General features: G+C 37.5%; 16 protein-coding genes. 12 read left to right on the forward strand and 4 right to left on the reverse strand.

Annotation, left to right across the window (positions count from 1 at the left end):
* Nucleotides 1-152: 152 nt before the first annotated feature.
* The 9 genes from FHS59_RS20325 (at nt 153) to FHS59_RS20365 (ending at nt 7,552) form a co-directional block, all read left to right on the forward strand.
* On the forward strand, nt 153-809 hold the full coding sequence (locus tag FHS59_RS20325; RefSeq protein WP_184497640.1) for a hypothetical protein: 657 nt from the start codon (nt 153-155) through the stop codon (nt 807-809).
* Nucleotides 810-887: 78 nt separating this feature from the next.
* The gene (locus FHS59_RS20330; protein WP_184497642.1) at nt 888-1,496 is read left to right on the forward strand and encodes a hypothetical protein; all 609 of its coding nucleotides are present in this window, start codon (nt 888-890) and stop codon (nt 1,494-1,496) included.
* A 147-nt stretch (nt 1,497-1,643) separates the two neighbouring features.
* A complete protein-coding gene (locus tag FHS59_RS20335; RefSeq protein WP_184497645.1) occupies nt 1,644-2,093 on the forward strand; it encodes a DUF2314 domain-containing protein in 450 nt (149 codons plus the stop codon).
* A gap of 58 nt (nt 2,094-2,151) precedes the next feature.
* The gene (locus FHS59_RS20340) at nt 2,152-2,682 is read left to right on the forward strand and encodes a DUF1003 domain-containing protein (protein ID WP_184497647.1); all 531 of its coding nucleotides are present in this window, start codon (nt 2,152-2,154) and stop codon (nt 2,680-2,682) included.
* The gene (locus FHS59_RS20345) at nt 2,679-3,539 is read left to right on the forward strand and encodes a mechanosensitive ion channel family protein (RefSeq protein WP_184497649.1); all 861 of its coding nucleotides are present in this window, start codon (nt 2,679-2,681) and stop codon (nt 3,537-3,539) included. Before FHS59_RS20340 ends, FHS59_RS20345 begins: the two co-directional genes overlap by 4 nt.
* Nucleotides 3,540-3,731: 192 nt before the next feature.
* Nucleotides 3,732-4,541, forward strand: coding sequence for a hypothetical protein (locus FHS59_RS20350; RefSeq protein WP_184497651.1), 810 nt, complete (start codon nt 3,732-3,734; stop codon nt 4,539-4,541).
* Between the two features lie 150 nt (nt 4,542-4,691).
* Nucleotides 4,692-5,096, forward strand: coding sequence for a hypothetical protein (locus tag FHS59_RS20355; protein ID WP_184497653.1), 405 nt, complete (start codon nt 4,692-4,694; stop codon nt 5,094-5,096).
* Nucleotides 5,097-5,279: 183 nt separating this feature from the next.
* Complete coding sequence (locus tag FHS59_RS20360; RefSeq protein WP_184497655.1) at nt 5,280-6,077, forward strand: VOC family protein; 798 nt, start codon at nt 5,280-5,282, stop codon at nt 6,075-6,077.
* Between the two features lie 215 nt (nt 6,078-6,292).
* Nucleotides 6,293-7,552 carry a glycoside hydrolase family 18 protein gene (locus FHS59_RS20365; RefSeq protein WP_246388559.1) on the forward strand — a complete coding sequence of 420 codons (1,260 nt, stop codon included), beginning with the start codon at nt 6,293-6,295 and terminating at the stop codon, nt 7,550-7,552.
* Between the two features lie 87 nt (nt 7,553-7,639).
* Here the strand turns inward: FHS59_RS20365 and FHS59_RS20370 are convergent, their stop codons facing one another.
* The gene (locus tag FHS59_RS20370; RefSeq protein ID WP_184497657.1) at nt 7,640-9,025 is read right to left on the reverse strand and encodes a sulfatase family protein; all 1,386 of its coding nucleotides are present in this window, start codon (nt 9,023-9,025) and stop codon (nt 7,640-7,642) included.
* A 301-nt stretch (nt 9,026-9,326) separates the two neighbouring features.
* Nucleotides 9,327-10,859, reverse strand: a complete 1,533-nt coding sequence (locus tag FHS59_RS20375; protein ID WP_184497659.1) for a DUF1593 domain-containing protein — start codon at nt 10,857-10,859, stop codon at nt 9,327-9,329.
* Between the two features lie 461 nt (nt 10,860-11,320).
* Here FHS59_RS20375 and FHS59_RS20380 point away from each other — a divergent pair, with 461 nt between their 5' ends.
* Nucleotides 11,321-11,830 carry a hypothetical protein gene (locus tag FHS59_RS20380; protein ID WP_184497661.1) on the forward strand — a complete coding sequence of 170 codons (510 nt, stop codon included), beginning with the start codon at nt 11,321-11,323 and terminating at the stop codon, nt 11,828-11,830.
* A gap of 236 nt (nt 11,831-12,066) precedes the next feature.
* Nucleotides 12,067-12,741 carry a hypothetical protein gene (locus tag FHS59_RS20385; protein WP_184497663.1) on the forward strand — a complete coding sequence of 225 codons (675 nt, stop codon included), beginning with the start codon at nt 12,067-12,069 and terminating at the stop codon, nt 12,739-12,741.
* Between the two features lie 581 nt (nt 12,742-13,322).
* Here FHS59_RS20385 and FHS59_RS23405 read toward each other — a convergent pair.
* Nucleotides 13,323-13,565, reverse strand: a complete 243-nt coding sequence (locus tag FHS59_RS23405) for a hypothetical protein (protein WP_246388571.1) — start codon at nt 13,563-13,565, stop codon at nt 13,323-13,325.
* The gene (locus tag FHS59_RS20390; RefSeq protein ID WP_317168220.1) at nt 13,457-13,996 is read right to left on the reverse strand and encodes a transposase; all 540 of its coding nucleotides are present in this window, start codon (nt 13,994-13,996) and stop codon (nt 13,457-13,459) included. The genes FHS59_RS23405 and FHS59_RS20390 overlap by 109 nt, the downstream gene beginning before the upstream one ends.
* Before the next feature lie 54 nt (nt 13,997-14,050).
* Between FHS59_RS20390 and FHS59_RS20395 the strand changes: the two genes are divergently transcribed.
* The gene (locus tag FHS59_RS20395; protein WP_184497666.1) at nt 14,051-15,154 is read left to right on the forward strand and encodes a porin; all 1,104 of its coding nucleotides are present in this window, start codon (nt 14,051-14,053) and stop codon (nt 15,152-15,154) included.
* The last annotated feature ends 255 nt before the right edge of the window (nt 15,155-15,409 follow it).

Genomic DNA, 15,409 nt, shown 5'->3' on the forward strand with positions numbered 1-15,409 from the left:
TTGGGATTAAGAAGTTTGGAGAGTACTAAGAAAAAATCCAAACGAATTTTTTAATTTGGTTTCACAACACCTAATACCCTTGTGGACAAATGCGATATGAACGCAATAGACTAGTTCGACTTGGGTTTATTCAAGTGTTGCCAAACATTAAAATGAAAACTACAATCTTCATTTTCGATTTATTTCTAACAAGCTTCCAAATATTTTCACAACAATTAGAATGCGCTTGTGATAATATGGAAATTGCAGAAGAGAATCGATATAAATGTGAAACTCAATATTTTCAAAATGGTTCTTCGCTTTATTGGCAGTGGAACTGTGATTCTTCATGGTTGACATTTGAGAATAAGGAAAAAGTGATTTTAAAGTCTTGTGAAAATGAAACGGTATATGGTTGTCAAAGAGCAGGTCTTGAATTTCTAAAAGAGTACAATAACTACCTGTTGTTTCAATACAAATGGATTACTGGATGTTGTGCCTCACCAGACATGGTTTTTATTAGCAAAGAGACAGGAAAGGAAATTGAGAGAATCTCTCAAGAACAATTTGTTTGGGGCGACATTGATAAAGACTATTTGCTCTATTTTTCCGACAGTACCTACACCTCTTTAATTTTATTAGACCATTTGACTGATAAGAAGAATAAACTTGAATTTGCACCTAATCAAATTGATAATTCTGTTATCGAGAATCAAGTTTTGAGATTAACGGATTTATTCGAAAACATTGAAAAAAATGAGAATCTGCTAACATTTGATTTTCGTTCAGATGATGGAGCATTGACTTCTAAAAGAATAGAGATGAAATGAAAAACATTTGGCAACACGACCTATACGCAATGCCCTACGGGGCACTGCGCATAGCCAAACCGTTAGAACAATTAAAATATGAAATATCTTCTCATACTTCCATTTTTATTTCTTCCTTTCATCCTCCAATCTCAAGTTCTACTTAGTAATAAAGAGTTTCGTAAACTTGAGAAATACATAAAACGGAAAGGAATATCAAATGATTATGATTCACTATTAAATAAAAGTTTTACAGATCAAAGAAAAGTGCTTCAGACCGCAAAAGAGCTTCCTACCATAGAAAAGCTCATCATAGGCAATTGGAGTCAATCTAAGTCTTCTCGCATCACTGGTGAATTGGAGGAAGTTCCATTATCGCCTAATATCATTTTTAGTAAAGATGGTAGGTTTCTAACAATCAAAAGAGAAAAGGAAGTTTCTGGTCGGTATGTGGTAAATAAAGAAGAAAACTTTAACCTTAAATTGATTTTTGATGAGCCACAAATTCCTCCATTTCCCGAAGAAATGTTAAAAAGCATGTCTCAAAAGGAATTACAAAAAACAATGTATACTGAAGAACTGTGGAACATTTTTGAGATTGAAAAAAATCAATTAATAACATACCAAGTAATTCCCATATACAACCCCTCCAATCCAGCAACTCTGACCCATTCGAGACTAAGACTGAATTATTACATTAAAAATTAAGACTGCAACTAAAAGAGTTTTGAATAAAATGGGCTGCAACCAAAACTTAATGATAGTTTTTCAAATAAATTTTATTGAAAAATTAGGCTTTCATTCTTCAAAATCCATCATAAGCATAATCCCGATAACTTACCGAATTCATAACCCATGAGATTTTCTCAACTTTTCCCAATCCTACTTTTTGCAACAATCACTTTTGCTTGCAATGGCCAAACCAATCAGACAAATGATCCAGTAGTTTTTAGAGAGGCCGCTGACCCAGAATTAGAAGCAGCAAAGCAAGAAGCTCTCTCGAAATTAGAATACTTTATAACTTCCTTTAATCAACATCCTGAGGACTCCACCCTTCAGTTTTCTTTAAAAACTGACTTTGTGGAAAATGGAGAACATGAACATATGTGGATAGGCCTAACCCAAATAAATAATGGGAAATTTATAGGTGTTTTAAGAAATGATCCGCAACTTATTCAAAGTTTCCAATACGGTGATAAAGTTGAGATTACGAAGGAGCAGATCGAAGATTGGATTATTTATCATGCTGATACAGACAGCTTAGAAGGTGGATTCTCTATAAAAATCCTTCAAAGCAGAGAATAAAATCGCTCGCAAATAGCTATTATATTTAATAAAAAAAATTCCAATCGAAACACAGGCTATGGATCAGGATTTAGATAATTTATTGACAGCTAAAAATGCGCAAATCAAGAAGCTTCAAGAGATAGTAAAGAAAGCAATTGAAGATCAGAATTTGATCACCAATAACCTGTTAAACCCTCCAAAAGAACTACTGACCAAGGGGCAAAGTATTTCTGACAAGGTTGCCAAATTCGGCGGCAGCTGGGCATTCATCATTACCTTCTTAATAATCCTGGTTGTTTGGATACTTTTCAATACGTTGACTCCGGTAAAGGATAACTTTGATCCATACCCTTTTATCCTGATGAACCTCATTCTTTCCTGCATTGCGGCTTTGCAGGCACCTGTGATTATGATGAGTCAGAATAGGCAAGAAGAAAAAGACAGAAAACGTGGAGAGAATGATTACCTCATCAATCTGAAAGCTGAATTGGAAATCAATGCATTAAACCAAAAAATAGACTTGATCCTTGGGGAACAAATCCAGTCCTTATTCGAAAGTCAAGCAACCCAATTAGAAATCTTAAAAAGGATTGAACAGAAATTATGATAAAATCAATTTTCACAGATTTTAGAACATTACTCATTGTAGGGATAATATTCGTTGCCACGATTATTATTGCCTTTACTTTCAAGCATTTGTCAGAAAAATATATCAAGAAGCTTGTTCTAACAAAGCATATCGACCCAACTAGCTACGTTTTTGCCAAAAAAGTCATCACAGCAATTATTTATATCATCGGGATTTCCTTCGCACTTGTGCAGATCCCTGAAATGAAAATTGTGGGACATTCTTTATTGGCAGGTGCAGGTATCTTATCTCTTGTTGCTGGCTTAGCTTCTCAACAGGCCCTGAGCAATATTATGAGTGGTTTTCTAATTGTCATGTTCAAACCATTTAAAATCAATGATCGAATCACTTTTAATCAAACCTATACCGGAATTGTAGAAGAAATCAATCTGAGGCAGGTAGTTCTCAGGGATTTCGAAAACAATCGGGTTATTGTGCCCAACTCAGTAATAAGCACTCAGGTAATTGTGAATGCGAACCTGACCGAAACGAAGGTTTGCAAAATGATAGAGATTGGAGTCGGCTATGATTCAGATTTAGGGAAAGCCCTAAAAATAATTGAAGAGGAAATCATCAAACACCCACTTCATTTGGACAACAGAACTGCAGAAGACATTCAAAATAACGTTCCTGAAGTCACTTCCAGAGTGGTGGCCCTTGGTAATTCATCTGTCACATTAAAGGCTTGGGCTTATTCTGACACCGCCTCTAATGGATTTGTAATGTATTGCGATTTACTGCGATCCATTAAAGAAAGGTTTGATGAAGAAGGAATAGAGATCCCCTATAGCTATCAAAATGTTATCATCAAGAATCCTGAGCAAAACAATAAATGATCAGGTCCCCCTTTTACAATTAGATCAAGGAATTGATTTGTAATTAAGATGTTTGGACAATTCTAGAATAAAATCCGAACGAATTTTTTAATTTGGTTTAACAACACCTATTACCCTTGTGGATAAATGCGATATAAACGCTATTGGCAGGTGGGAATAGGGTTTATACAAGTGTTAGCAACAAGCTGAAAAATGAAACACGGTATCAAGATATTATATGGAATTTTAATAATTGGAGTATTGGTTTCAGTATTTCATATTTTAAATGACCAAGGTGGTTCTGCTTTAGGCAACATAATAGATACTTTAACTATTACTTCAATAATTCTATTTCTGTCAACAATCCTTTTTATTTTTCTATCATTCAAAAAACACATTCGAAAAATAAGTATTTGGTTTCTTCTAATTTTAAGTTGCCCACTTGCTCTTATGTCTATGAGGCATATGACAAAGGAACTTTCTTTAAGAATGACTGAAACTACAACACCAGATGAGTTTATCTACAACGTAAAAGTTTCGAAAGAAAAATACGAAGAAGATAAAATCAAACTTCAAAATCTAGTTGATAGTTTAATAAAAGTTAAGACGATTCAAAGACCATCAGAGTTGGCTTTGAGATATTTTGATGGCAAAACTTATAATGATTCAATTGAAAGAGATTGGGCAATTGATTTACCCACAGAACTTGAATATAAAGAATCAATTATCGACACTTTATTTTACTCTGAGAACGGAAATGAAATTGTTGCTGGATTACTTATAAACAAAGCATTTAACAAGTATATAGACCATTCAAATGGCGGAATTGAGTATTTTGGAAGGGGCTTTAAATTTGACCAAAAAAATTGGAAACCATTTAAAATGCTTAAATATTCAGTTACAGGATATGATAATTATAAAGGGTGTTCGGAAAGATTGAGATATTATTATTTCAAAAAAATCGGGACTTACGAGAATGAATTGAATCTGAATGACACAAGGTTTTTAAATAAAATTGAATAAAAGCCAGTTGCCAACATCGGCTATAGCAAATGCGGGTTGACGGTTAAAAAATTAAGATATTACACTAAATAACACTCGGTCTGGCGGTCAAAGATTCAGTTTCAAAATCCCGCACTTGCCATAGCCAGGGCCGTTGGCAACAAGCTAAAAATGACAAACGAAATTCAATTTGACGATAATCTGTGGTTTATTCATAAAGGATGTGAAGGCAGACATTATTTAATCGGAAATCCTCACACATTCTATGGACGAATTTTGGCTTGGTGTCCAAAAAAAGAAAGAAGCTTTATGGTTTCGGTTTCTGAAATGGAACAAATGTCTGACTTCTCAAAATATTGGATTGAAGGATTTTTGAAAGGAAATGAACCAGAACCACCAACAGATTCAAATGAAGACGTTGATTTCGAAAGCGATGAATATAAAATTTGGATGGAAGAAATAAAACTTTTTAACGAGACAGGATATTGGAGTGGATTCGACCGAAACTGTGAGAAATGTGGAACAGTACTTTTGAAATCCGAACCTGAAGACATATGCGAAGAATGCAGAAAATAAAAAAGCCAGTTGCCAACATCGGCTACAGCAAATGCGGGCTTTGTGCTAAAAAATGAAGATATCACAGCTAAATAAATTTACGTTAAACGGAAAAGAAAGCGGTTTCAAAATCCAGCACTAGCCATAGCTAGGGCATTAGGGGTAATTTTAGAACGACATCGACAAACAACAAATAAATTCAAAATGGACATTGACCACATTTTCATATTTACAAACGACGATGGTAAAATCGCTGACGAACTTGTGCAATTTGGTTTGACAGAAGGTAGCAGCAGGGTTCACGTTGGACAAGGTACGGCTAACAGGAAGTTCTACTTTGGTAACTTTTTTTTAGAAATTCTTTGGGTTCACAATGAAGAAGAATTGAAAAGCGACATAACAAAACCGACAGGACTTTGGCAACGAGCAGACTTTAATTCAACCAATTCACCATTTGGACTTTGTATTGTAAACACAGACGAAACAGAAAAACTTTTTGACAATGCTATTAAATATCAACCTGCATATTTCCCCAATGGTTTGAACATAGACCTTTTAAAAAACGAACAAAATCTGAGTTTGCCTTGGACTTTCAGACTTCCATTTAAAGGACAAAAGAAAAACGAAACTGAACCGACAAAACATAAATGCGGGCTTAAGAACTTGACAAGTGTGGAATTTGGGATTTCAAACTTTGACCAAACAGACAAATTTATTCTACAATTTATCGGACAGGAGAAAATTAAATTTAACTTTTCTGCAACTAACAACTTAACATTAACATTTGACGACAATAAAAAAGGGTTGACAAAAGAGTTCGAAAAACTAAACCTAAAAATTAAGTATTTACAAAGAAAAACTACCGCTAACACGGGTTTTGCGTCAGGCGGGCTGAAGTGCAAACTTGGAGCTTTTTACTTCTATTTAAGTTCAGTGCTGGTTGATAGTTTTGTGCTCCGAAACCCGCCAGAACGCAAAGCCCGAAACCGTTGCCAAATTTAAAAAATCCCAATATTGGATTTCATCCAACGTTCAGCACTTTGAGAATCTGAATAACCTGAGGTTTTTGATCTATGGAATAATGAGTCCTATCAAATCTCCCAATCAGCTTGGATTTGCTTGAAATCAATTCAATTTTTTACCCAGCTCTAATCAATATCCACCGATTAATAAGGTTTTTGTCATTAGACTATTAAAAAAGATTTTAATTTAAGTAATTGCTACTTCTTAAAAATTATTTAACAAGTTTAAAAGAAACCACCTTGATCGCAAAAGCTACCAACCTATCCTTTCTTCTCTTGTTGAGCCTTATTTTTTCCTGCTCGGCTCCGGAGAACAATCAAACTGAAGCTGTTACCAAAGAGATTGGCAACCCGGATCCAGTCATCATGGCCTATTATGTTCCAGAACGGAATTATAAACCAGAGGAGATTCCAGTAGAAAAACTTACACATATTATCTTCTCATTCACCAATGTGATCGACGGAGAAATGAAATTCAGAAATGAAGAATCCGCTGGGCCAAAGCTGGAAGCACTAGTTAAACAAAAGGAAAGAAATCCAGATCTGAAGGTGATGATTGCCTGCGGAGGTTGGGGAGCAGATGGATTTTCTGATATGGCCTTGACGGAAGAAAGCCGTGCAAAATTTATCCAAAGCGCTTCTGATTTCATCGCAAAATATCAGTTGGATGGGATGGATATGGACTGGGAATATCCTGGAATTTCCGGTGCAGGGACCATGGCAAGACCTGAAGACACAAAAAACTTTACTGCTCTGATGAAAGGACTTCGTGAGATGCTTGACAAATTTGAGACTCCAAAAGTCTTGACTTTTGCATCTGCTGGATGGAAAAGATATTATGACTTTATCGAGGTAAACGAGGTGATGAAATACGCCGATTTCACTAATGTGATGACTTATGATCAGGTTTCAGGAGTTTCCATATATACGGGTCATCATACTCCACTTGGTCATGTAAGCAACCAAGAAATTGAAGGAACTCCATTTCAGGCGCATTTAGATAGCTTATATCAAAACGGTGACAACCTGGATGCAGATCCTCGCTCTGCTCAAAAGATTGTGGATTTTCTGATTCAGGAAGGAGTCGATCCAAAGCAAATTGTCATTGGAGGAGCATTTTATGGTAGGGTTTGGAAGGGCGTACCACCAACAAATAATGGACTTTATCAACTAAGTAGCGGATTGCATATCGGTTGGATGGCATACCATCAAATTCGTGAAAAATACGAGCAGGACAGCAATTTCCAGCGTTTCTGGGATGAGAAAGCTCAGGCTCCTTACATGTACAATGCAAAAGACAGCTTGATGATTTCTTATGACGACACCGTTTCAGTAGCGGCAAAAACCCACTACGCCATGGAAAAAGGAATTGGTGGAATTATGTTTTGGGAGTTGGGGAATGATACCAAAGAAGAAGGAAGCTTGTTGGATGCTATTTATAAAGCTGCCCATTAAAAATCTGATTTTGGATAGAGATAGAATACCCTAAATTCCCAATTCAAAAAACCTCAAAAGCTCCCATTCTAACCGAATAGGGAGCATTTATTTTACTTTTTCAGCTTCCAATTCGGCCGCTTGCCTTTCAAAAATTTCTCTCATTTCCTCCAGCACATCTTTGTATCTCGGGTTTTTAGCCAAGTTCTTGGTCTCCATTGGATCTTTTTCCAAATTATATAATTCCTCATGCTCCAGATCATCCTGATACCTAAAGTATTTCCAATCTTTGGTTCGTAATCCTTCACTGGCTGGAATAATATCGACTTTCCAAAGATGCTCTACGATAAAATCTTTGCGCTCTCCGGCCGGATTTTTCCCAATGACATAATCCGCCAGACTAATTCCTTGCCAAGTACTAGGAACGGTACCATTTGCAAAATCCATGATGGTGGGTGCTACGTCAATATTCAATGTAAAATCACTGATCTTTCGATGCCCTGGGTTTCTTGGATCATAAATAATCAATGGAACACGGATGGAATTATCATACATCAGCCACTTTCCGGCCAACTGACGTTCGCCCTGAAAATACCCATTATCACCCATCAGAATGATGACTGTATTTTTATCCAAGCCTTTCTCTTCAAGCGTTTTTCGGATCTTCCCAATTTCTAAATCCACCTCTGAAATCATGCGGTAATAGCCTTTCATGCTATGCTGGAACTTCTCAGGAGTATCATATCTCCAATACCAACGAGTACGATTTTCTCCTTTTTGAACGTATTCAGGTTGCGCTTCAAAATATTTATCGGCACTCAAAGGCGCTTTGGGAAACTTAAAATCCTCATACAAATGATCCACATCCTCGGACCAGAAATATTGATCCTCTGCCGGATCATGGGCATGTGGTGCCGAGAAACTCAAAGACAGCATAAAAGGCTGTTCAGCAGATGAATTCTTGATAAACTCCTGCGCCTGATGGGAAGTGTATTTGGTCAAATGGACTGAATCTCCACTGATGGTCTTATAAAAATAACCTCTTCGATCAGGGAATTTAACTTCCCGATCGTAGCTATCTCCCTCGTCAAACAAACCTTCAAATCCCGAATACTTCACTCCAAATTTCCCGAAAAACCCTGTTTTATATCCTGCTTTCTTCAGCTGCATGGGATAAGAATTCGCAGCATAAGCCTCCTGCAATTCATTTGGCCCAAAAGTATAGCCGTGGGTTCGCTCATATAAACCAGTCAAAAGAGAAGCTCTACTTGCTGCGCAAATCGGGGTGGTGACAAATGCATTTTGAAAGTAAATCCCTTCCGATGCCAAGCGATCCATCTCCGGAGTCTGAATAATATTATTTCCCGAAAAACCCAAGGCATCCCAACGCTGATCATCGGTCAGGATAAAAATGATATTAGGTTGCTCTTGCTGCGCAAAAAGCTGAAGGGCAAAAGAAAAAACGATACTAAATAAGAATAAGACTTTTTTCATGGGGTTATTGCTAGGAGTTATTCTGCAAGAAAGAGGTAGTAACCGATTAACTATCCTGCTCAAAGGGAATTGGGAAAGACGGATTACGAAAGACGAAGTACGAAATCGTGTCAGTCCGAGCGGAGTCGAGGACCATTTTGTAACTTACTTAAATTCGAAAAAGGCTTCGACTCCGCTCAGCCTGACAAAAAAAACTCGCCTAAGTTCGTGTCTTCACGAACGCTAAACTTTACCCTTCGACTCCGCTCAGGGTGACATTACTAAATTTAACTACCTCTTACTTCCCTGCTTCCTAGCTTCCCTACTTCCCAACCTCCACCACAAAGCGCTGATATCTTATCATCGGATGGGCTCTTTGATCCTTTACCTCGGCAATCACATGAAGTAAGCCTGTTGAGGAATCATCCAACTGTAGTTGGACGCTATTTCCTTCGACTGTCAATGTTGCTTCTCCTGTGTAGGTTCCCACTTCCTTATAAATCCAGAATTTGGTTTCTAGGACATCTCCGTCTGGATCTGAAGTTTCTACCTGCAAAGTCAAACTTTCTCCGGGTTTGGCATTTACCAGATTTGTTCCAACAGCCTTTACTACTGGAGGATGATTGGCATCTGCATAATCCATCACACACCAATCTGCCCGCGCTGCAAAATCCTGCTGAATTGCCTCTACCCATCGGATCTGTGGATAGGTAGCATCCATCTTTTCCGTAAATGGGTTGTAATCCAAAACTTCCTTCCCATCCTCCCATCGGTTAGGTTGCTCTTCGGATTGGGCCAATCTTCCTCCCCATCCACCCCATTCAGGATGCATCAAATTATCCAAACCCACATCAATCAAATGCAGGTAAGCAGGCGAATCTCCTTCGGAAATAAAGTCATAAACCCCAAAAGTACCCCATTGCGCATTTTCCAATTTCGTTGGATCTCCATGGATATGTTCATCATCCCCTTCCTGCTTTTGACCATCTCCATAGCTGTAATACTGCTTCAGCAAAGGCCCGTGATTGTTGATGATTTCATTGCCCATAAACTCTCCTTCAAAAAGGTAATGTTGGGACTCGGGCACCGCTCTTTTCCAAGCATAGGCAAAGCACCAAAACTGACTCGAATTATAAAAGATCTTCAGATCCGGCCAATTGGGAGCAATGTATTTTCTATAGGTTGCGTCCTGATCCAGAATCGCGTAAATGATCGCCTTGTCAACAATTTTTTGATAAACCCCATCCCATTCCGGACTGCCTTTGTACTCATCCTCTATAGACTTCAAAGCCCTAGCTATGGTATTAGTACCTCCCCAAGCTTGCAAGTACAGCGGTTCCATCTCCTCATCGAGCAATTTGGCTTTGATAAAATCCGAGCCCTCCGTATCTACTTCCATTTCCCCTTCGAAATCAATATTCCCCACCTTCACCAAGCTTTTTAGATGAGCTGCCGTAGGAAAGCCTTCCGCATGCTGACTCAATTTCGGATAAACCTCCCCATAGGCATCCAATAAAGGATCCATCCATTTCACCCCAGGCCATCTCAGATCAGTGATGGCCCCATACATTTCTTTTGTCATCTCCATCTCAGAAGTGAACAAAGTTCCTTTTCCATCACCCTTGTAATGCCACATCGAACTGCTAATTACCAAACCCTCGATCTGGAATTCATTGGCATAAAGCAGCATGCGGATAAAAGAATCCACATCATCGATTTCTCCGTCGGTAGTGACAATGGTTCGGGGCTTTTGGGATTCAGAAGCTTCTGGTTGGGCTACCACTTCCGGCTTAGGGTCACAAGCAAAAAGGGAAAAGGCAAAAATTACAAGAAATGACTTTGGGAATAGCTTCATAGGATTTTGGGTTAATTGCTTTCAAAATAGGAAAAGAAATAGGATTTCCACAAAATAACAAAGGAGGCTAAAGGGATCTTGGCAAGGAATGTTTGAAATTCAGAAAGCTAAATTCAGAAGTCTGAAAATCAGTCGCAAAGTGAGATATCAAATTGCAGTTTTGGAAACGGATCCAATCCCCCTTGAAGAAGGATAGCTTATTGGATGAATTTCTATTTCAAAGAGGGCTAGGGGGATTTTGGGTCGAGACAACTTCGTTCACCTTTTCTGCATCGATCATGAGCGACTAATCTTTAAGCATTTAGGAAGAATATACCGACTCACCGATGTAGAATGAGAAGTAGTAAAGGGGATTTTAAGCAATAAAGGCAGGTTTTCAGAAAAATATACCCAGTACTGGGTATTATTATACTGTGGCTTTTAGTTTTATTCATGATTACATTCAATTTAAAATTTTTAACATGAAATTATACCCGTCTATTACTAAACAAAAAGTTTTGCTCCCCATACTTTCACTTATTATATCTTTACCATCATGTCAAGAACCTGATAATGAAGATCTTTTGATCTTAAGAAAAAACTATCAAGAACTTCAAACTAACTTTATTCAAGCAACTGATGAAATTAAAAAATACAAGCAATTACTTGAAGAATGCCAATCCCCTACTTCTAAAATAGATGAAAATAAGCCTTACGAGAAAATTTCAAAAGATCTAGAAATTGGGATCTGGAAAACTCCTACTATTTATGGAGGTGGTACACTAAGAATTTATAAAAAAAACAAAGAATATTTTAAGACAGAAACTTTTCCAGATGGATCATCTTTTACACATAAAATGGGTTTAACCAAACAAGGAACAAACCAAGTCTTTAAATCACTAGAAAGAGTTTCATCCGATAGGTGGATTGTAACTGAAAGAGGTAAACTTAATGTTATGGACAAGGATGGGTTAATCTATTCAGTAGATTAAGTTGTATTAAAATAATATTAGCACTAAAATTTAGTAAACAACGGTCTGGGTGTATTCAGATCGAAGTTTTGTCTAAAAGTAGTTTGGCAATCCTACTCTCCCCGTCTGGGTGTAATTAGATCGATCTTGGCAATGGGTGTAGCCCACTGTGCTGATGACCACGGGATTAGGATTATTTAGATCATTTACCGTTTATGTAGGTGGCTGGTTTGTAAAAGAGTAAGCAATTAATAGATATGGAAAATAGAAGAAGTCAAAAGTATTGGTTCTTATCAAATGCGAAAATAAATTATGAATTTCAATTCGATGCAATTAAATCATACTTAAATCAGTCCCAATCAATGATTCGAAATATTGAATCAGATTTAGAAAAAAAGTATAGGGAATGGGAGTCCGAAAGAAAAACAAACCCAGATTTACCTGAAGCACATTTTATTTTTGAAGATGAAGTTTATAACCATGACCAATTCTCTAGCATACTGAATGAGTCCACATTCCTTACTGTATATTCTAAATTCGAAAGTGAGTTCTTTTCAATTTGTGAGTTGATTCAACATTCAGCTAATTTGAAAATTGGACCTAAAGACATCAATTGTAAAGGTTTTATTCAACAAGCTTATAAATATTTGAAAATAGTTATTGGAATTGATCTAACTAGTTTAAATGATAAATGGAGAGAAATTAATTTTTACGGGAATATTAGAAATGCAATTGCACATAAAAGAGGTAGAATAGATTTAAAAAACCCTCAAAATGAAAATCTAATTTCATTTATTGAGAAATCAAACGGTGCTTACATCTACTTGACAGATCAAACAATTCAAATTGAATCAATTAATTTTGTTATTCAATTTATTGATTTAATAATCGATTTTCTGGTAGAAGTATCAGAATTGATTATAAATAAATAGTTAAGTATAACTAATAATCACCCATCTGGGTGTAGTCAGATCGTTCTTGGCTCTGGGTGTAGTTTGCAACTACACCCTAATATCCTTACCAATTTGAAATTGGTCCAAACGAGCCATTTTTACCAATAATCCACCTCAATCAAACCTTTCATTCCCGAGTACTTGCCCGCCGTGGCGGGATTCCTAGCCCTGGAATATAGAAAGTCTTGTTGCTTTTCTACAATTCCAGTAATAAAATATATCCTTTAAAAAAGATTAATGGAACTTACTATTTAATCAATGTTCAAATTTTTCTCCCAAAAAATTGCGTTTAAACTGCATTATTAATATAATTAGTTATACTTTTTACTAACTCGTCCTATGGAAGATTTTTCAAGTGATAGTATCATGCAGTTGTGGAAAAAAGAATATTCTTCTTGTTTGAGCAAATATTCGAAGTTTGACGCAACACACCAGTTCCATCAAATAGCTGGAATGTGTACCCCCCGTCTGGGTGTAGTCAGATCGTTCTTGGGACTGGGTGTAGTTTGCAACTACACCCACCTATCATAACCAATTTGTAATTGGTTTATCAAAACCACTCACCAATAATCGACATCAATCAAACCTTTAAATCCTGAGTAATTCCTAGCACTGGAATATAGAAAGTCTTCTGGCTTTTCTACAATTCCAGCTCTGACAGGATTTTCATGGATATAATTCATCCTACTTTCTATCATCTCTGGACGATGGAGTTCGATCGCATGATTATCATGCGTCCAAAACTGTAAGTCAACCGCTCTCTTGTTGAATTTCGCATGATATTCAAAATCATTTTTAGCCATTCTCGCCTACTTTCTTGCGGGTTTTCAAGAATTAACTTCAACAATTTCTTGCTTGTGAATTTCTTGAAGTCTCTAACCCATTCGGACAATTTCCCGTCTTTTTGCTGGACTACTAAGTGGATATGGTTACTCATTATTACATAGCCATATAGATACAAACCCCTTTCGTTTCGAGAGTAAGTCAGGTTATCCAAAATAAAATCACGGTAAACTTTTCTGGAAAAGACATCCGCCCAACCCACCACTTGAAAAGTCAAAAAGTGAGGCAACTCTTGATCCTTTATTTGGTATGCATCGCCCATAGAATGAAAATAAATCGAATCAAGCGAATTACAAATTCTAATTGATAGAAAGGTGTAGTTACAAACTACACCTAATCCACCACAATTTCTTAGTATCAGAGGGTTTACCTGCCCTGCCTTCCGGCCCATAGCCTAAAAAAAGAGAAATTCGAAAATTCAGCGAAAAAGGATAATTTGTGGTTTATGGATAGATTATTTAGTTCCATGATCGCATCAAGAGTATTTCTCTTCTTTTTTGTCTTTTGTGGACCTTTCTTGAGCATGGCTCAGGAAAAAGACTCAGTAGCAAAGATTGAAATATCCGGATTCGCCGAATTATATTATGGCTACGACTTTGACGATAAGACCAGCGGAAGTCGCTACCCATTTCTCTTTAGTCACAACCGTAAAAACCAAGTTGCTGTCAATCTTGCTTTGATCAAAGCTTCCTTCGAATCGGGTAGATTCCGAGCGAATTTGGCCCTGCAACAAGGAACATACCCACAGGACAACTACAGCGCCGAACCGAAAGCCCTTCGCTGGATTAATGAGGCCAATTTGGGCTATGCCCTCAATACAGAAAAAACCGTTTGGCTGGATGTCGGCGTGATGCCCTCCCATATTGGTTTCGAAAGTGCCATCTCAACCGAGAACCTGACACTTTCCAGATCCATTATCGCAGAGAATAGCCCTTATTTTGAAACGGGGGCAAAACTCAGCTGGCAAAAAAATGAACGCTGGTATTTTGCCTTTCTGTACCTAAATGGTTGGCAACGAATTCAGAGCATCCCGGGACGAAATAACCCTTCCTTTGGCACACAAGCTTCTTTCTCCCCCAGTGAAAAAGTCCTTTTCAACTGGAGTACCTTTCTGGGAACAGATCAGAGTAAAGAGGCTGGAACCTATCTCTACTTTTCCGATTTCTATGTGGATTGGAAACCTGCCGCAAACTGGCATATGATCGCCGGTTTGGATGTCGGCAAACGCACCCTACTCTTGGATGCCGACCGCAACTGGTGGGGTACTTCCATTATTTTGCAACGAAGATTCACCAAGAGTTTTGCATCGGCCATTCGATACGAATATTACCACGATCCATTTCAGGCCATTGCCCCTAGCAACGTAAATGAAGGAATTCAAACCAGTGGACTCTCGCTCAACTCTGATTGGAAGATCGGGCAATTACTCACTTTTCGAATAGAGGGAAGATGGCTTCAGGCTCCAAGTGAATTCAACCTTGGGCTGGACAGCGGAAGTAGTAGTGACTTCTTCTTGCTAGGTTCTCTCGCGGTAAGCCTGAACAATTGAAACCAGCTTACGGGTGTTAGAGATCGATTTTGACATTGGTTTTTGTCAAATCGATTGTCAAAACTAATTTATATGTATATCCGCTTTTTTTACCAGTAGACAAGGAAAAATGGGTTTTGAAGAACACTTCAACGTGCTGAAGACAGTGGACTGTCGTCTGTGGACGATTATCCGCGAATTCTTAACTCATTCTTTAACTACTGGCCCATTGCGGATAATCATACTAATTTATTTCACTCCTTATTCTCATCAATT

The sequence above is a fragment of the Algoriphagus iocasae genome, assembly GCF_014206875.1.
Classification (GTDB): domain Bacteria; phylum Bacteroidota; class Bacteroidia; order Cytophagales; family Cyclobacteriaceae; genus Algoriphagus; species Algoriphagus iocasae.